15 protein-coding genes, 2 tRNA genes and 1 pseudogene are annotated in these 17,211 nt (G+C 43.4%); 6 read left to right on the top strand and 12 right to left on the bottom strand.

What is annotated here, in order from left to right; translation table 11 throughout:
* Positions 1-550: 550 nt before the first annotated feature.
* From KTG12_RS22000 to KTG12_RS20090, 6 genes are all read right to left on the bottom strand, one after another.
* On the bottom strand, positions 551-772 hold the full coding sequence (locus tag KTG12_RS22000; RefSeq protein ID WP_371745261.1) for a DUF1080 domain-containing protein: 222 nt from the start codon (positions 770-772) through the stop codon (positions 551-553).
* Positions 769-1,278: a DUF1080 domain-containing protein gene (locus KTG12_RS20070; RefSeq protein ID WP_254189055.1), complete on the bottom strand. Its 510-nt coding sequence runs from the start codon at positions 1,276-1,278 to the stop codon at positions 769-771. The genes KTG12_RS22000 and KTG12_RS20070 overlap by 4 nt, the downstream gene beginning before the upstream one ends.
* Before the next feature lie 113 nt (positions 1,279-1,391).
* Positions 1,392-2,159, bottom strand: a complete 768-nt coding sequence (lpxA, locus tag KTG12_RS20075) for an acyl-ACP--UDP-N-acetylglucosamine O-acyltransferase (RefSeq protein ID WP_022321561.1) — start codon at positions 2,157-2,159, stop codon at positions 1,392-1,394.
* 31 nt (positions 2,160-2,190) lie between these two features.
* Positions 2,191-3,582, bottom strand: a complete 1,392-nt coding sequence (locus tag KTG12_RS20080) for an efflux transporter outer membrane subunit (protein WP_155143625.1) — start codon at positions 3,580-3,582, stop codon at positions 2,191-2,193.
* A 3-nt stretch (positions 3,583-3,585) separates the two neighbouring features.
* Positions 3,586-6,804, bottom strand: a complete 3,219-nt coding sequence (locus tag KTG12_RS20085) for an efflux RND transporter permease subunit (protein ID WP_138273219.1) — start codon at positions 6,802-6,804, stop codon at positions 3,586-3,588.
* Positions 6,805-6,836: 32 nt separating this feature from the next.
* Positions 6,837-8,048 (bottom strand): efflux RND transporter periplasmic adaptor subunit, encoded by a 1,212-nt coding sequence (locus KTG12_RS20090; protein ID WP_039850185.1) that lies wholly within the window; start codon positions 8,046-8,048, stop codon positions 6,837-6,839.
* 379 nt (positions 8,049-8,427) lie between these two features.
* Here KTG12_RS20090 and KTG12_RS20095 point away from each other — a divergent pair, with 379 nt between their 5' ends.
* The 5 genes from KTG12_RS20095 to KTG12_RS20115 all read left to right on the top strand — a co-directional run bounded on the left by KTG12_RS20095 (position 8,428) and on the right by KTG12_RS20115 (position 13,316).
* On the top strand, positions 8,428-9,066 hold the full coding sequence (locus KTG12_RS20095; RefSeq protein WP_005646181.1) for a hypothetical protein: 639 nt from the start codon (positions 8,428-8,430) through the stop codon (positions 9,064-9,066).
* A 68-nt stretch (positions 9,067-9,134) separates the two neighbouring features.
* A complete protein-coding gene (locus KTG12_RS20100; RefSeq protein WP_138273220.1) occupies positions 9,135-10,190 on the top strand; it encodes a LacI family DNA-binding transcriptional regulator in 1,056 nt (351 codons plus the stop codon).
* A 132-nt stretch (positions 10,191-10,322) separates the two neighbouring features.
* Positions 10,323-11,135 carry an SDR family oxidoreductase gene (locus KTG12_RS20105; protein ID WP_005640818.1) on the top strand — a complete coding sequence of 271 codons (813 nt, stop codon included), beginning with the start codon at positions 10,323-10,325 and terminating at the stop codon, positions 11,133-11,135.
* Positions 11,136-11,159: 24 nt separating this feature from the next.
* Entirely contained in the window at positions 11,160-12,332 is a 1,173-nt protein-coding gene (gene uxuA, locus KTG12_RS20110; RefSeq protein WP_138273221.1) for a mannonate dehydratase, read from the top strand.
* Between the two features lie 129 nt (positions 12,333-12,461).
* On the top strand, positions 12,462-13,316 hold the full coding sequence (locus tag KTG12_RS20115; protein ID WP_022321567.1) for a M23 family metallopeptidase: 855 nt from the start codon (positions 12,462-12,464) through the stop codon (positions 13,314-13,316).
* An 8-nt stretch (positions 13,317-13,324) separates the two neighbouring features.
* Here the strand turns inward: KTG12_RS20115 and KTG12_RS20120 are convergent, their stop codons facing one another.
* Entirely contained in the window at positions 13,325-13,924 is a 600-nt protein-coding gene (locus KTG12_RS20120) for a MarC family protein (protein WP_005640812.1), read from the bottom strand.
* 187 nt (positions 13,925-14,111) lie between these two features.
* Between KTG12_RS20120 and KTG12_RS20125 the strand changes: the two are divergent.
* Positions 14,112-14,765 (top strand): annotated as a pseudogene (locus KTG12_RS20125) (YitT family protein); the annotation flags it as partial.
* 12 nt (positions 14,766-14,777) lie between these two features.
* Here the strand turns inward: KTG12_RS20125 and KTG12_RS20130 are convergent.
* From KTG12_RS20130 to KTG12_RS20150, 5 genes are all read right to left on the bottom strand, one after another.
* Positions 14,778-15,236, bottom strand: coding sequence for a cold-shock protein (locus tag KTG12_RS20130; RefSeq protein ID WP_122115525.1), 459 nt, complete (start codon positions 15,234-15,236; stop codon positions 14,778-14,780).
* Between the two features lie 191 nt (positions 15,237-15,427).
* The gene (locus KTG12_RS20135; protein ID WP_122204406.1) at positions 15,428-15,736 is read right to left on the bottom strand and encodes an RNA-binding protein; all 309 of its coding nucleotides are present in this window, start codon (positions 15,734-15,736) and stop codon (positions 15,428-15,430) included.
* 254 nt (positions 15,737-15,990) lie between these two features.
* Complete coding sequence (locus KTG12_RS20140) at positions 15,991-16,584, bottom strand: DNA-3-methyladenine glycosylase I (protein ID WP_005650909.1); 594 nt, start codon at positions 16,582-16,584, stop codon at positions 15,991-15,993.
* Between the two features lie 166 nt (positions 16,585-16,750).
* A tRNA-Asp gene (locus tag KTG12_RS20145) sits at positions 16,751-16,824 on the bottom strand.
* A gap of 15 nt (positions 16,825-16,839) precedes the next feature.
* Positions 16,840-16,913 (bottom strand) — tRNA-Asp (locus KTG12_RS20150).
* Between the last annotated feature and the right edge of the window lie 298 nt (positions 16,914-17,211).

The raw sequence follows: 17,211 nt of genomic DNA on the forward strand, positions 1-17,211 counted from the left end.
TTCAGGTTATAACAAAGCCCCAGCTTGTGAAAGTCGGGGCTTTGGGCATAAAAAAGAAGGTGAGAATTTTGACACACCTTCTTTTGTCTATACACCTTCTCCATCTTATAGTTCATATTAAATGATATAAGTTCATTTTTAGGCAGATATGAATCATTTCAACTTCACCCACCTTTGACACCTTTCGATTATCATGTCATACAAGGGTGAAGGCAGACAACCGGACTGCCTTCACCTCAAAAATTTGCCTTCACCTGTCTCGCCCAGATTCGGGTTGGCCATGCCCCCATCTTCACATCCACCTATATATATTAAATGAAAAACAAGGATACTACAATATCAATTAATCAACAAATACACAGGTATTAACAGCTATTTCTACCACTCCTTACCTTTTCGCCCTTAGTCGAAAAGGTTTTTGACCTGTGTCGAAAGGGCTTTTGACCAAGGGCGAAAAGGTTTTCGACTAAAGGCAAAAGGTCTATGAGCAGGCTGTTTGGCAATAGAAGCATGCCAATTGTCACTTAAATTAGCAGATTTAAACCATAACTTACTTCAATTCCCGAATCTTGATATTGCGGAACCAGATCGGATAACCATGATCCTGCAAGCCGATATACCCTTCATGGGAAATGCCTTCCTGGAAGCCTTGGAAATCTTTGAATTTGCTATTGGCAACCATATCATCCCATTCTTTGCTCCACAAAGTATACTGAACGACCTCCTTTCCATTCTGGGTATGCGTCACTTTGCCATCCTTCACCTTGATCACGATCGTGTTCCATTCGCCGGCATCGGATCGGCAGGGAGCATATCATACAAAGAACCGGCAAGGTGGTTTGCCAGCTTGTTGTCGGTTGCATCCACATTATCCAGAACCTGTACTTCGGGAGCTGCATAATAGATCGGTTTGCCCGGAACTTCGCGTACATAATAGAAGATACCTGAATTTCCCATTTTACTGGTTTTCCAATCTACAGATAGCTCAAAGTTCTTGAACTTCTTTTCCTTATACAGGATATCGCCTCCTGCACCGTGTCCAGGTTTTTTGCCCGGAGCGGTAAAGACTTTCATCGCCTCGTCTTCGATTACCCAGTTCGGGGCCATACCGGTATTGTTGCATTGTCTCCAACCGGTAAAATCTTTCCCGTTGAACAGCAAAGTCCAACCTTGTTTCTTTTCTTTTTCAGTCAACGTGTTATTCGCTTTTTGCGCAAAAGAAGGGACAGCAGCCATAACTGCTAAAAGAACCACAAACGATTTAAATAAGTTTTTCATGTTACATTTCATTTTTAGATTAGACATTGAGAATATAAAACTCAACAAAGATAAATAAAAAAAGAGCTGCTCCATAAAGAACAACTCTTTCTTTTCTGTCGGATAATCCTATTTTATTTGATGATGCCCAATTTCGAAGCACTGATGAAGTCGATGATATGCTGGATTTCGTCGCTCATCGGCACCTGGTCCTTAATCATCAGCAAGGCATCGAATATACTGGCGTTACCTTGATAGATGATACGGTAAGCATGACTGATATGTTTTACGATCTTTTCGCTCATGCCTTCATGCATCAGGATTACGGAGTTTACCCCGTAATAGGTCGTCGGCTCCAATGCAGCCACGATATAAGGAGGCACATCCTTGCGGAAGCGGCAACCGGTCTGCGTCATCGACCAGGTTCCGACACGACATCCCTGGCTCACCAGCACGTTACCTCCGAAAATCACATAATCTTCAATCATGCAGTTGCCGGAAATCTTGCTCCCGTATCCGAACACACTGTGATTACCGATATGCGTGTCGTGGGAAACATGCACGCCTTCATGCAGGAAATTGCCATTACCGATAATCGTCTTCCCGCCAGAATTGGTCGCACGGTTGATCACTACGTTTTCACGGATCACATTGTCATCTCCGATTTCGACGATCGTATCATCTCCCTTATAGTTAAAATCCTGCGGTTCGGCAGCAATGACAGCACCATTGAAGATGCGGTTCCTCTTTCCCATACGGGTTCCACTCATGATACTGACATGAGGCATGATCTCGCAGTCATCACCGATTTCTACATTCTTATCGATGTATGCAAACGGATGGACGGTTACGTTCGCTCCTAACTTCGCGCTTGCATCTACATAAGCTAACGGACTAATCATAATAATCTCCTTTTAAATTGTCAATTGCTTTTTACTCTCTTCCGCCACCGACGGCACTATATAAATTGATAACAGCCTGCATACGCTGGACATTGTCGGAGACTTCCGTCAACTGCGCACTGAGCAGACTCTGCTGGGCAGAAAGAATTTCCAGATAAGTGGACTGTCCGGATTGGAACAAAGCATTAGTATAGGTTACCGCCTTTTCCAACTCTTCTATCTGAGCCTTGTCCTGGATAAGTTTTCTATTGGTAGCATCATAAAGATGCAAAGCGTCACTCACTTCCTTTCCCGCTTCCAGAATCGTCTGCTGGTAGTTCATCTTGGCAATCTGTTCTTCCGCTTTTGAGATTTTCAGGTTGGCCACCAGCTTACCATTGTTAAAGATAGGCTGTGCCAACGAAGCCAACGCCTGAAACATAAACTGTCCCGGATTGGAAACCGTAACACCCGAACCATTCGTCCAACCGGCTGTCGCCGTAATATTGATTCCCGGATAAAAAGCGGCACGGGCCTTATTGGTCGTATAATAAGCGCTGGCCAATGTCATCTCGGCCACCTTCACATCCGGACGGTTTTCCAACAACTGCAAAGGAACACCAGCCATCAGCTCTTCTGGCATCACCTGGTCTTCAAGCGTACTGCGGTCGATGGGCTGCGGTGCTTTCGCTAGCAATACAGATAAGGAGTTCTCCACTTCACGCACCTGACGCTTCAGTTCGATCAACGAACCGGATACCTGATGGTACACGGCACGCATCTGGACGACTGCGGCTTCTGTTGTCATGCCGGCAACCTTCATCGCCTCCATAGCCCGCACATTTTCTTTGTAGATATCTACCGTCTTGGAAGTAATCTCCACCTGGCGGTCCAACATCAACAGAGTGAAGTAGGCATTGGCGATTCCGCCGATCAGCTGCGAGCGTATCGCTTGCTGCGTGTACTGGCTCTGCAAATAAGCGGCTTTCTGCCCGCGGCTCGCATTCAATAGTTTACCTAACAAATCGACTTCCCAGCTGGCTGCCGCCGGCAAGGTATAGGCTTTTACATACCCCGTATTTTCCATTTTGGTTATGGTTCCTTGCGGAGCCAGATTCAAAGAAGGGAGGAAAGACAGGCGAGCGGAAGTCAACAACAATTTGGCCTCCTCTACCCTCAGGATAGCGGCTTGCATATCCACATTGTTTGCCAATCCCTCTTCGATCAAGGCCTGCAATTTAGGATCACGAAAAACTTCCTTCCAGGGCAGGTTTCCCATATTGGCCGTATCTGTTGCTGCCAACGTGTCGGTGGCAGAGACCGGATCACGGTAGATACCGGAAGTTTCGATCGTATCCGGACGGTCATATGCTTTATAGATATGGCAACTGCTCAAAAGAGCGGTTGCACATACCATATATATAATCTCTTTCTTCATTGTCATCTCTTATTTTGTTTTTGCGTACTGTTCTATTTCCGTATTCATATCGCTGTTATCCAAATCTTCCCATTCGATAGGTTTGAATTTCTCCTGCAAGTACTGGAATACCACAAACAAAACCGGAACAATAAAAATCTGGAAGATCATACCGATGAACATACCTCCGATGGCGGCAGTACCCAAAGTACGGTTACCGTGAGCACCTACACCGAACGCGAACATCATAGGCAACAGACCGACTACCATAGCCAACGATGTCATCAGGATAGGACGTAGACGAGCGGCAGCACCTAAAACGGCAGCCCACGTGATACTCATACCCATACGGCGACGGTCGAGGGCAAACTCTACGATCAGGATGGCGTTCTTCGCCAACAAACCGACCAACATGATCAAGGCGATCTGCATATAGATATTGTTGGACATCGTACCTAAGATCATCTTCAAAGCCGGGATATTACCCAAAGCAGCCCATCCCTGTACGAACAGGAAGCTACCCATCAAACCGAACGGAATGGAAAGCAATACAGCCAATGGCAGAATATAACTTTCATACTGGGCGCTCAGCAGCAAATAAACGAATACGAAACAGAGCAGGAAGATCAAACCGGTCGTGCTGCCGCTGGTTTCAGCCTCTTCACGCGCCATACCACCCAACTCGTATCCGAAACCGGTCGGAAGTGTCGTACCGGCAACCTCCTCGATTGCTTTCAATGCCTGGCCACTGGTGTATCCATCCGCCGGCGCAACCATCACTTTAATAGATGTATACATATTGAAACGGTTGATAATATCCGGTCCATACACTTTCTTGATAGACACGAACTGCGAGATTGGAGCCATTTCGTTTCCATTGCGGACTTTGATATTCTTCAACGATTCCAAATTGGTACGCAAAGCCGGATCAGCCTGGACCATCACACGGTACATCTTACCGAAACGGTTGAAGTTGGAGGCATACAAACCACCGTAATATCCCTGCATGGTTGCCAGAATATCACTCGGACTGATCCCTACTTTCTTACAGGCAGCCGCATCGATATCGATCATATACTGCGGGAAGTTAGGGTTGAAGGTACTCTGTGCCGACTTGATTTCAGGACGCGCTGTCAAAGCAGCCATATATTGCTTCGTCACATCGAAGAATTTTTCCAGATCACCACCAGTCTTATCCTGCATGTTCAACTCGATATCACTGGATGCGGAATACCCTGGGATCATAGGCGGAGTAAAGAACAGCACCTGTGCATCCTTCACAATCTTTTGCGCACGCATGAACAAACTGCCATACACAATATCCGAACTCTGCATCATGGAACGTTCTTCCCAATCTTTCAACTTGATAATGAACGAACCGTATGAAGGCCCCTGGCCACCGATAAAGCTGAAACCAATAATGGCCGTACGCGATTTGACTGCCGGGTCGGCAGCGATCAGGCTGTCCACCTTGTTCATCACCTCTATCGTACGTTCCTGGGAAGTTCCCGGAGGCAGCGTCACCGCTCCCATGATCGTACCGGTATCTTCATTCGGAACCATACCTGTCGGGGTCACATTCATCAAAACAACAAGCAGGACGATACATCCGGCAACGATACCGAACGAAAGCCATTTCTTTTGGATAAAGAATACAACACGTTTTTTATAGCTGTTCAGCAAAGAGTCGTATGCGGCATTGAAAGAAGAGTGGAAACGGGAGACGAAAGTCGATTTCTTCTCATGCCCTTCTTCGTGCGGCTTCAAGAACATCGCACACAGAGCCGGACTCAGCGTCAAGGCGTTCAATGCAGACAAACCGATCGAGATAGCCATCGTCAAACCGAACTGGCGATAGAATGTACCGGCCGTACCGCTCATGAAACTTACCGGAATAAACACGGACATCATGACCAACGTAATGGAGACGATAGCACCGCCCAGCTCGTTCATGGCATCGATAGAAGCCAGTTTCGCTGATTTGTATCCCTGATCCAGCTTGGCATGGACACCCTCGACGACCACGATCGCATCATCGACCACGATCGCAATGGCGAGCACCATAGCACAAAGAGTCAGCAAGTTCAAGCTAAAGCCGATCAGCGATAGCATGAAGAACGTACCGATCAATGCTACCGGGATCGCGATAGCCGGAATCAAAGTCGAACGTAAATCCTGCAAGAAGATATACACAACGATGAATACCAGGATGAAAGCTTCAATCAATGTCTTGAGCACCTCGTGAATAGAAGCGTACAAGAAGTCGTTGGCATTCATACCGACGTCGATCTTCAAGCCCGGAGGCAATATCTTTTCTGTTTCTTCCAGCAGGTTCTGGATATTATTGATGGTTTCCGTCGCATTGGTTCCTGCCATCTGATAAACGATACAGGTTACGGCACTATGACCGTTTACTTTATTGACAAAGTTATAAGTCAGACGTCCCAATTCGATATCGGCGATATCTTTCAAACGGAGCACTTCACCATCCGGCAAAGCTTTCACGACCATGTTCTCAAATTCGCTTACTTCCTGCAAACGTCCCTTATAACGGATCGTATACTGGAAACTCTGGTTACCCCGTTCACCAAACGAACCAGGAGCGGCTTCCACGTTCTGCTCAGCCAAGACACCTGCAACGTCATTCGGAACCAGTTTATATTGTGCCATCACATCCGGCTTCAACCAAATACGCATGGAGTAGTCGGTTCCTAACACATTCGCATCCCCCACACCTGGTACACGCTGTACTTCCGGAATCAGGTTGATCTTGGCATAGTTCTCGATAAATCGCTGGTCGTAACGGTCCTCGGCATCATAAACAGAGAACACGATCAACATGGAGTTCTGACGTTTCTGAGTCGTCACACCGATCTGAGTTACTTCGGCCGGCAGCAAACCTTGTGCCATCGAAACACGATTCTGCACATTGACGGCAGCCATGTCAGGATCGGTACCCTGTTTAAAATAAATGGAGATTTCGGCCGATCCGTTATTCGAAGCCGACGAAGTCATGTACATCATGTTCTCCACACCATTGATCTGATCTTCCAGCGGCGCAATCACACTATTCAATACCGTCTGTGCGTTTGCCCCCGTATAAGTAGCTTTCACCGAAACGGTTGGAGGGGCAATATCCGGATATTGGGTAATAGGCAAGGACAGCAAGCCTAATATACCCAGTATGACAATCAAGATGGAGATCACCGTTGAGAGCACCGGGCGGTTTATAAATCTATCTAATTTCATATCTTCTGTTTTTAACGAACAAATGGAAGTTATTAATTAAAAGCGGTCTTCAGATTACCTTCGTTCTGATCTTTCAAGGCCTGATCATATTTCGCTTTCTGCTGTTCCGGCGTGATCGGCTGGATAGCCTGGCCGTCATGGAGGTTCTGTACGCCTTCAATCACGATTTTGTCACCGGATTTCAAACCATTTGTCACCAGGTAATTCTTACCGTCATCCAGATTAGAGATCTGAATCTCCGTATTCTTCACGGAATTGTCCGCCTGCAAGACGAAAACAAACTTTTTGTCCTGGATTTCGACAGTAGCGGACTGAGGGATAATAATAATCCCATCCATCGTGTATGGGAATATGATGTTGCCGGTACCGCCGCTTCTCAATATATTTTTATCATTCGGGAAAACAGCACGCATGCTGACAGACCCGGTTGACTGGTCGATTACACCGCTAACGGCATCGATCTTGCCTTCCGACTGATAAGTTGTGCCGTCAGACAGCTGCAAGCGGACAGCCGGCATCTTTTCCAGCTGTTCTTTCAAAGTGCCCCCGGCTCTTGTCAGACGCAGCAGCTCTTTCTCCGTCATAGAAAAATAAACATACACGTCGTTGATTTCGGATACGGTTGTCAACGGCTGCGAAACAGAAGGGCTGACCAGACTTCCGATACGGTACGGAAATGTACCGACAACGCCATTCGACGGGCTTGTCACCGTACAGAAAGATAAATTCTGATTTGCGCTTACCAAAGATGCTTCTGCCTGAGCCAGGCTTGCCTTGGCAGACATAAGCTGGTTGACCGCTGTCTGATACTCAAAATCACTGATAATCTTCTGATCGAACAAAGCCTTTTTATTCTTTTCGGTCAGGGTCAAAGTAGCGACATTGGCTTTAGCCATCTCGACAGCCGCTTTTGCCTGTCCGACCGCAGCAGCATACTGGGTCGGATCGATCTGGAACAAAGCCTGCCCTTTACGAACTGTTGCTCCTTCATCCACACATAACTTAACGATAAAACCCGAAACCTGGGGGCGTACCTCAATATCCTGCGTTCCTCTGATCGTCGCCGGATAGGATGTTGTCTGGTCGCTCGTTGTCGAATTGACAGCAAGGACAGCAAATTCATTATCCCCTAACTTCATACCGCTTTGATTGTTCCCGCAAGCGGTTAATAAAGATACCCCTACTGCAAACAATGCAATTTGCCTTAATTGGGTAATAGTAGTTCTCAACATTTGTTTATCCATATTCATTATTATATATCTTCTATACTATTCTTGTTTTTAGTCATTAGAAGGCCATCAAAAAGCCATCGCAACGGGTGAGATCCGCTGCATCCATAGTAAAAAAAATTCCACAACGATGCTGTCCTAAACTTATGGGTTCATAGCCTATTCCTCATAAAAAGCGTACAAATGTAGAATCTTTTTGTTGTACTTTTTCCGTTTATACAATCTTTTATACTAAAAAATTGCTTATTTTATATTTCTGTATCAGAGATATATTGAGAATTTGACCAATCGAAAATATATTCGTTTAAATTGATACATAATTTTAACACAGAATTTGTTTATTCAATAATTTATCCTAATTTTACGGCTTATATAACCTAAATAATCAATTCATATGGAACCAAAGTTTATGATATCGGAAGTGTTCGGCACTTCATGGAAGTACACTAAATCTCAGATCTGGGTACTGGTAGGGCTGTTTATCGGATATTTTATCCTGTCATCAATCATTAGTCTGTTCGGTATGCCAGCGCAAGGTTCGATGGTCGGTAAGATCATCGTGAATCTGATCAGTGCCGTCATATCCAGTGCTTTCATGTTGGGCTACATAAAAAATCTGTTCCAGACAATGGATGGAGAAGAACCACAGTTTTCCGCATACGGGCAGCAATCCCGTAAAATCTTCACTTATCTTATTGCCAGTATCATTATGGGGATCGCAGTGGCTATCGGAATATTCTTACTGATTGTTCCGGGTATCTATCTGGCTATCCGCCTGCAATTTTATTCTGCCTATATCGTAGAGGAAGACTGCGGAATTATAGAATCACTGCAAAAAAGCTGGGACTTGACTAAAGGACAGGGGATGCCGTTGTTTTTATTACTGTTGGCCATGATCGGCACTGCGATCGTCGGTTGCATCTTGTTCTTCGTCGGACTCTTTGTCGCCGTTCCTCTTATCTATATGATGCAGTGCTACACATTCAGAAAATTAAATACGATTTCAACAGAAGAAGAAGTACAACAACTATAATATCAAATCATAAATAGACAACAGCCCGCAAAAATAAACATTCTGCGGGCTGTATAGCTTTCCGATCTATGGGTAAGACATATAGAATCAAAGACATTGCAGAGATGTCCGGAGTTTCGACCGGAACCGTCGACCGCATATTGCACAACCGAGGCAAAGTATCCGAAGAGGCACAGAAAAAAGTAGAAAAAGTTTTAAAAGAAATAGACTATCACCCGAACCTGATAGCCCGTTCCCTTGCACTAAAAAAGAACTACCATTTTATCACACTGACTCCTTCTTTTGCAAAAGGCGAATATTGGGATAAACTTTGCGAAGGAATAGATAAAGCAGAGCAGGAACTTTTCAGCTACAACGTAGAAGTCGAACGTATGTGCTTCAATCAATACGACAAAAGCAGTTTCGACGAGCTCATTCCCAGGATCGAAAAAGCCGACTGTCAGGGAGTCGTGATTGCAACACAGTTCCATGACAGTGTCGTCAAGTTGGCATCCCGGCTGGATCAGTTACAAATACCTTACATACTGATAGACGCATTCATTGAAAACACCAATTGCGTGGCCTATTACGGAACCAACTCGTATGATTCCGGATACATTGCCGGCCGTTTGCTATACGAACAAATCAACCCGACCGAAAATATCGCAATCTTCCGCTTTATCCGCAAAGGAGAAATGCAGGTAACCCAGGTCATGAAACGCGAGGAAGGCTTCAGGACTTATCTGGCAGAAAAGAACTATAACGGACGTATCTATTCTGTACAATTACATGCCGACGAACCGGAAAAGAACATAAGCATACTGAATACTTTCTTAGAAGAGCATAAGGAGGTGAACGCAGGTATCATATTCAATTCCCGTGCCCACTTACTGGGAAAATACTTCCGTGATAAAGGAGAGAATTTCAGATTGATCGGCTATGATGTGATAGACCCGAATATCACTTGCCTAAATGACGGTTCCATCACGCACCTGATCGCCCAACGGCCGGAAGTGCAGGGATTCAATTGCATACGGGCACTATTCCGCCATTTAGTCCTCAAAGAAAAAGTGGAACAGATCAATTATATGCCGATTGATATCCTGATGAAAGAGAATATCAAATACTATAACAATTATATTTGAAAACATAAAAAGGTATTTTTTATCCGTTTTCTTTTTGTTTGATAAATAAATACTATACTTTTGTGCCCAATGTGTGCGCGAGCACAATAAGATAGTAACAATGAAATTATCACAATCATAAACAATAAAAATATGGCTAATTTATTTTGCGTTAAAGACAAAGTTGTCATTATTACCGGTGGAGCCGGGATCTTAGGCAGAGGTATTGCTGGTCATCTTGCTGAAGAAGGTGCTAAAATCGTTATTCTTGACCGTGCAGCCGAAGTTGGTGAACAAATTGTAGCCGACATCAAAGCTAAAGGAGGAGAAGCAAGCTTCTTCCTGACCGACGTATTAAACAAAGAAATTCTGGAACAGAACAAAAAAGATATCCTGGCCAAATATGGTCGCATCGATGCATTGCTGAATGCAGCCGGCGGTAATATGGCTGGCGCGACCATCGGACCGGACAGCACGATTTTCGACCTGAACATCGACGCTTTCCGTAAGGTGGTAGACCTGAACCTGTTCGGAACAGTTCTCCCGACAATGGTATTTGCCGATGTAATGGCTAACCAAAGAGAAGGTGCTATCGTTAACTTCTCTTCCGAATCCGCCTTGCGCCCGCTTACCCGCGTCGTGGGTTATGGTGCTGCCAAAGCCGCCATTTCCAACCTGACTAAATACCTGGCCGGTGAACTGGCGATCAAATTCGGAGAAGGTTTGCGTGTAAATGCAATTGCTCCGGGATTCTTCCTGACGGAACAGAACCGTACTTTGATGACAAATCCGGACGGATCTTACACTCCACGTGCTGAATCTGTCATTGCACATACTCCGTTCAGACGTCTGGGTACACCGGATGAATTATTTGGTACAATCCAATACTTGATCAGCGACGCTTCCAAATTCGTAACCGGAACAATCGCTATCGTAGACGGTGGTTTTGATGCATTCTCTATTTAATCTCACAATTAAAAACAAGACATTATGTATTTATGTGAACAAACATGGCGCTGGTACGGACCGAACGATCCTGTTAGTCTTTCCGATATCCGCCAAGCCGGCGCTACCGGAATTGTAAATGCCTTGCATCATATCCCGAACGGAGAAGTATGGACTGTCGAAGAAATACAGAAACGCAAGGATATGATCGAAGCAGCCGGCTTACGCTGGAGCGTAGTGGAAAGTGTTCCCGTACACGAACATATCAAAACACAAAGCGGAGACTTCCAGAAATATATCGACAACTATAAAGAAAGTATCCGTAACTTGGCTGCATGTGACATCCGTGTGATTACTTACAATTTTATGCCGGTTCTGGACTGGACCCGTACAAACTTGGCTTACACCATGCCTGACGGCTCTAAAGCATTACGTTTCGAACGTGCAGCTTTTATGGCTTTCGATCTCTACATCCTGAAACGCCCTGCTGCAGAACAGGAATATACAGACGAAGAAAAAGCAATCGCAAAAGCCCGTTTTGACGAGATGAGCGAAGATGACAAAGCACTGCTAGTACGCAACATGATCGCTGGTCTGCCCGGCTCCGAGGAAAGTTTCACATTGGATCAGTTCCGGGCCGAACTGGATCGTTACAAAGACATTGATGCGGAAAGACTCCGCGCCAACTTGATTTATTTCCTGAAAGAGATTACTCCGGTTGCCGACGAAGTAGGCGCACGTATGGTTATCCATCCGGATGATCCTCCCTACTCGATCTTAGGCTTGCCCCGTATTTTGAGCACTGAAGAGGATTTCCGCAAGTTGATCGAAGCCGTACCAAACAAAAGCAATGGTTTATGCCTCTGTACCGGCTCATTCGGTGTTCGTGGAGATAATGACCTAGCCGGTATGATGAAACGGTTCGGTGACCGTATCGACTTCGTCCATATACGTAGTACCAAACGCGATGAAGCCGGAAACTTCTTCGAAGCAAACCTGCTGGAAGGAGACGTGAACGTTTATGAAGTAATGAAAGCCCTTCTTGAAATCGAGCAGGAACGCGATTGCTCAATCGCTATGCGTCCGGATCACGGGCATCAGATGATCGATGACTTGCACAAGAAGACTAATCCAGGTTATTCCTGTATCGGTCGTTTGCGTAGTTTGGCTGAATTGCGTGGTTTAGAACTGGGTATTGCCTGTTCTTTATTCAAATAATGAGTGACGAGTAATCACAAATAGTTTGGCATTGAAAGGCGTCTGATTCTTTTTCGGACGCCTTTTTCATTTTACCTCTCTCCCGTTTCACTTTTTTTCCTATTTTTGTAGTGTCAATAATTTTACAAAATGTCTAAAACACACTACAGCATATTGTCAGTCATATTATTACTAGTGTTAAGCGCATGCCATTCTTTGTGGACGGCTCAAACGCAGCCTGCCCCGCAGCAGGAATCAATCCTGGTCCTGCCAACAACGGATATTCCTCTTCCAAACACAGATTTTGCTTTTCTGTTTCCGGAAGAACCGAAACTGTACGAACAAACATCTCCCCGCAAAAATATAACAATAAACTTCTCCAACAGAGAAAAAAATGATATTGCCGTAACGGATCCGCTCCTGATGGCAGATGAGAATTCGATGCTTATCGATTTAAGCCTGATACAGAAAGAAGACTATGCTTTCCCTTTACCCGGCGCAAAAGTAATCTCTCCATATGCCGGACGTAGAAAACACCATTCGGGTGTAGATTTGAAAACTTGCGCCAATGATACGATCATATCAGCATTCGACGGAATCGTCCGTCTAGCTAAGCCTTATTATGCATACGGAAACGTAATTGTTGTACGCCATTACAACGGATTGGAAACAGTCTATAGCCATAACTCCAAAAATCTGGTCAAGCCGGGAGACTATGTAAAAGCCGGACAACCGATTGCACTGACCGGACGCACAGGAAGAGCTACGACGGAACACCTTCATTTTGAAGTACGGGTAAACGGGCAACACTTCAATCCGAATCTGGTATTCGACCTGCAAGAACGGAAACTTAACAATCAATGCCTGGTATTCACCCAAAAAGGTGGCAAAATTGCAGTGAAGCCCGTCGAACTAATGCCTCATCAGTTTGCAGGAGACTACAGTTACTCACCTGCCTCCTGTAAAAACAAGGAACAGATAGAAAGCAAAAAGGAAACTCTGTAACCCCCTTTTCAATGCCCCTGCAAAGCTTCTATCAGAAGATTGATATTAACGGTAAACAAGCGGACTGATATCGCCAACAAAATAATACCGAAGAACTTCCGGATAATATAGATTCCGCCTTTTCCAAAAAAGCGTTCGATACGGGCTGTCATGCGAACGACAAAATAGACCCATATCATATTCAGTATTAAGGCTATCACAATATTGACATTAGCATACTCCGCCCTCAAAGATAATAATGTGGTAAACGAACCGGCACCCGCCAGTAAAGGAAAGACCAACGGAACCAGTGTCGCCTCCTTTATCGGTCCCTGATTTTTAAAGATTTCTATATCGAGTATCATTTCCAATGATAACAGGAAAATAACAAACGAACCTGCCACTGCAAACGATTCGATATCCACATGGAAAAGCCGTAGCAGGACATCGCCTGCGTAGAAGAACCCGATCATCAACAAAAAAGAGATAACCGTTGCCTTCATAGCATTCACGTCCTTACCCTTTTCTTTCAAATTAATAATAATTGGAATGGAACCAATAATATCAATCACAGCAAATAACACAATGAATGCACTGATCATTTGCTGAAAATCAAAACTTTCAAACATAAGATACCCTTTTAATTGCTCTAAAGGTACAAAATCTTTCCCAAGAGTCGACTGACAAATAGTAACAATCGCTTCGATGGATAACGTTTTTTCATACTAAATCAGAATCTCTTCACGAAAAAATAGCGACCTTTGCGTACACTTATATTGCTCCAAGCAAGAAAGTAATTAAATGTTGTCGGGAGATATGGATATAAAAACGATTTTAAAAAAGTATTTGGTATTTGTCATTGGATTATATTTTTTAGCTGCAGGAATCGTCCTGATTATACATTCCGCTTTAGGAACGACTCCTATTTCAAGTGTAAATTATGTGTTAAGCCTCAACAGCCCTCTTTCTTTAGGGACCTGTACCTTTATCGTAAACGTATTGCTGATACTAGGACAGTTCTGGTTAATCCGAGGGACGAAAAGCCGTCAAGACCAAATATCTATCCTGTTGCAAATTCCATTTTCGTTCATATTTTCAACATTCATAGATTTCAATATGGCACTCACTGAAGACCTGCATCCATCCAATTATATAACGTCGATTGCGCTGTTACTGTTGGGTTGTCTCATCCAGTCTATTGGTGTCGTATTAGAAATCAAACCCCAGGTTGCGATGATGAGTGCAGAAGGATTCGTCAACTACGCCGCCCGCCGTTACAATAAAGAGTTCGGAAAATTCAAGGTCATTTTTGATTTCACTTTAGTAACGGTCGCCATCATTTTATCACTGATCTTCACTCAACGGATCGAAGGAGTCAGAGAAGGCTCTCTGATAGCAGCCTGCATCACAGGCTATATCGTGAGTTTCCTGAACAATAAAATCATGACTCGAAAAATGCTTTCCAGGGTTTCTTCCATACTATCAAACCTCGCTTTCAATACGAATATTAATTGCATTCATTCCCCTCAGACCGCGTTCAAGTTCAAAAGTAACGATGTCGGTTTCCGAAATATCGGTCAGTGTATTATTACTAACATGAAAAAAATACTTCTCGTCGCTACCAAGGTCTTTGATAAAACCATATCCTTTTGATTCATTAAAATAATCAACCCTCCCTTTCAGCACGGTAGGTGTCTCTATATCTTCTTTTTTTGGGGTAGAGATAAGAATATCTTCTTGCTTAATTTCTTCTTTATTAGGATTCAATTCGGGAGGAGTCGATGTAATCACGCCGTTTTCATCCACATAAGCGATCATATCATCAAAACTATTCGCTTTGCCAAGCAATTTTCTGTCTTCTTTCTTTTTTTGTTTTTCGGCCCTTCGGGCTTGTTTCTTTTTTTCGTTTTCTCGTTTATTGTATGTTACGGATTTTGCCATTTATCTATATTTATTTATATTAATAATCAATCTATTTTGTAAGAATTCAGAGTAGAATGCCAAGATATTTCCGGTATATGGAAATGCAGGATATAAAAAATCCTGCCATTGCATTAAAGAATAGAAGCTAACTAAACTATAGGAGAACCATAAGACAGAAGGGACAACCTTCTGTCTTATATATCAAGAAATTAATATCGTCTGGAACTATTATAACCACCCCTTCTTTCGCGATATCCTCCACTTGACGGTTTTTCAGAGCGAGGGCGGGCTACGCTTACTGAAATTACTTTTTTCTCAAATTCAGCTCCATTAAGAGCATCGATCGCTTTTTGGCCATCTCCATCGTTTACCATTTCAACAAAACCAAATCCTCTGGATCTTCCTGTTTCTCTATCCATGATAACTTTTGCAGATGTAATTTCTCCATACTCTGCAAATAAATCATTCAAATCAGCATCATTAATGCTATAATTTAAGCCTGTAATGTAAATGTTCATTTAAAATTTTATTTTTAATAAATACTAATTAGGGTATGAGGAGGAAAATTAATGGAGAGGCCTACTTAATAATAAAGAAGAACTATACGCTAATAATACGTAACTCAAACTCTGACCCAAAGATAACACTATTAATCGAACCAACAACTATTACAACCTATAAATTCTCGTTTTTCTTGTTAAGACTGTCAAAACATAATTTCTATCCGGATCAGAGCTCCGTTTCACAGAGGTTGTTATCATCTCAAAAACTCCTAAACCGGACAATCAGCAAGAGTCTTTTTCCGACAAAGACACCCTACCAAATGATCATTTACAAACCCTGTAGCCTGCATATGAGCATAACAGATCGTAGAGCCAAAAAACTTAAACCCTCGTTTCTTCATATCTTTGCTCATCGCATCAGATTCTGGGGTTGTAACCGGAATCTCCTTCAACGATTTGAAATTATTTACAATCGGTTTCTGTTCAGGGAAAAACGATAACGTATAATTATAGAAACTGCCAAATTCCTTTTGAATCGCGATGAAACATCTGGCATTCGTGATCGTGGATGCAATCTTCAGCCGATTCCTGACAATCCCATCGAAAAGCATCAGCCGGTCAATATCATCCGAGGTCATCGCAGCTACTTTCTCAACATCAAAATTATAAAATGCTTTTTTATACCCTTCACGCTTACGAAGAATAGTAATCCAAGCCAATCCAGCCTGGGCACTTTCCAGAACAAGAAATTCGAATAAGGTTTTATCATCGGTAACCAATTTACCCCATTCCTCATCGTGATATTTCACATATAAATCGTCCGTACCAGCCCATCCACAGCGTCTATTTACAAGATCTTCCATCTTTCATAATTTATGATCTTCAAAGATATTTATTAAAGATGAATATACAAGAAAGGTTGTCTAAAAACTTATAGGCAAATACATTGAACATCACATTCGTTAATACGAAAAAAATCCCGAAACTTTTGAATTTCGGGATTTTTCTTTAATTTACTATTTGCTTTCGCGGTGCGTACGGGACTCGAACCCGTGACCCCATGCGTGACAGGCATGTATTCTAACCAGCTGAACTAACGCACCAAAATATTATATGTGCGGTCCGGACGGGACTCGAACCCGCGACCCCATGCGTGACAGGCATGTATTCTAACCAGCTGAACTACCGAACCATTATTTTACTTAACTGCTATTCCTCTGAATTGCGATGCAAAAGTAGGTAGTTTATTTGAATTACGCAAGAGTTACACATATATATTTTTTACTATTTTTCAATCATCCCTGATAATAAACATCTTACATCTAAACTTTTTTTGTTCATACTCTAAGAGCCTGTTTAAATTTTGCATTTGTCGGTTGTGAAAGTTGTTTTGAGGATGTTTTTCTGTAGGAGATGCCGTCTTTTTTGTTGAAACACGTGACTTATTTTGCTTCAAACAGGCAGAAAAAGTGCCGAAGATTCCCGTTTAC

This window comes from Parabacteroides sp. MSK.9.14 (genome assembly GCF_019041495.1).
Classification (GTDB): Bacteria; Bacteroidota; Bacteroidia; order Bacteroidales; family Tannerellaceae; genus Parabacteroides; species Parabacteroides merdae.

Excerpts from the sequence above, each read along its gene's own strand:
- KTG12_RS20100 (WP_138273220.1), top strand. The coding sequence starts at position 9,135 with ATGGGTAAGACATATAGAATCAAAGACATTGCAGAGATGTCCGGAGTT.
- KTG12_RS20140 (WP_005650909.1), bottom strand. The coding sequence starts at position 16,584 with ATGGAAGATCTTGTAAATAGACGCTGTGGATGGGCTGGTACGGACGAT.
- KTG12_RS20120 (WP_005640812.1), bottom strand. The coding sequence starts at position 13,924 with ATGTTTGAAAGTTTTGATTTTCAGCAAATGATCAGTGCATTCATTGTG.
- KTG12_RS20070 (WP_254189055.1), bottom strand. The coding sequence starts at position 1,278 with ATGAAAAACTTATTTAAATCGTTTGTGGTTCTTTTAGCAGTTATGGCT.
- KTG12_RS20135 (WP_122204406.1), bottom strand. The coding sequence starts at position 15,736 with ATGAACATTTACATTACAGGCTTAAATTATAGCATTAATGATGCTGAT.
- KTG12_RS20130 (WP_122115525.1), bottom strand. The coding sequence starts at position 15,236 with ATGGCAAAATCCGTAACATACAATAAACGAGAAAACGAAAAAAAGAAA.
- KTG12_RS20115 (WP_022321567.1), top strand. The coding sequence starts at position 12,462 with ATGTCTAAAACACACTACAGCATATTGTCAGTCATATTATTACTAGTG.
- KTG12_RS20105 (WP_005640818.1), top strand. The coding sequence starts at position 10,323 with ATGGCTAATTTATTTTGCGTTAAAGACAAAGTTGTCATTATTACCGGT.
- uxuA (WP_138273221.1), top strand. The coding sequence starts at position 11,160 with ATGTATTTATGTGAACAAACATGGCGCTGGTACGGACCGAACGATCCT.
- lpxA (WP_022321561.1), bottom strand. The coding sequence starts at position 2,159 with ATGATTAGTCCGTTAGCTTATGTAGATGCAAGCGCGAAGTTAGGAGCG.
- KTG12_RS20095 (WP_005646181.1), top strand. The coding sequence starts at position 8,428 with ATGGAACCAAAGTTTATGATATCGGAAGTGTTCGGCACTTCATGGAAG.
- KTG12_RS20085 (WP_138273219.1), bottom strand. The coding sequence starts at position 6,804 with ATGAAATTAGATAGATTTATAAACCGCCCGGTGCTCTCAACGGTGATC.
- KTG12_RS20090 (WP_039850185.1), bottom strand. The coding sequence starts at position 8,048 with ATGGATAAACAAATGTTGAGAACTACTATTACCCAATTAAGGCAAATT.
- KTG12_RS20080 (WP_155143625.1), bottom strand. The coding sequence starts at position 3,582 with ATGACAATGAAGAAAGAGATTATATATATGGTATGTGCAACCGCTCTT.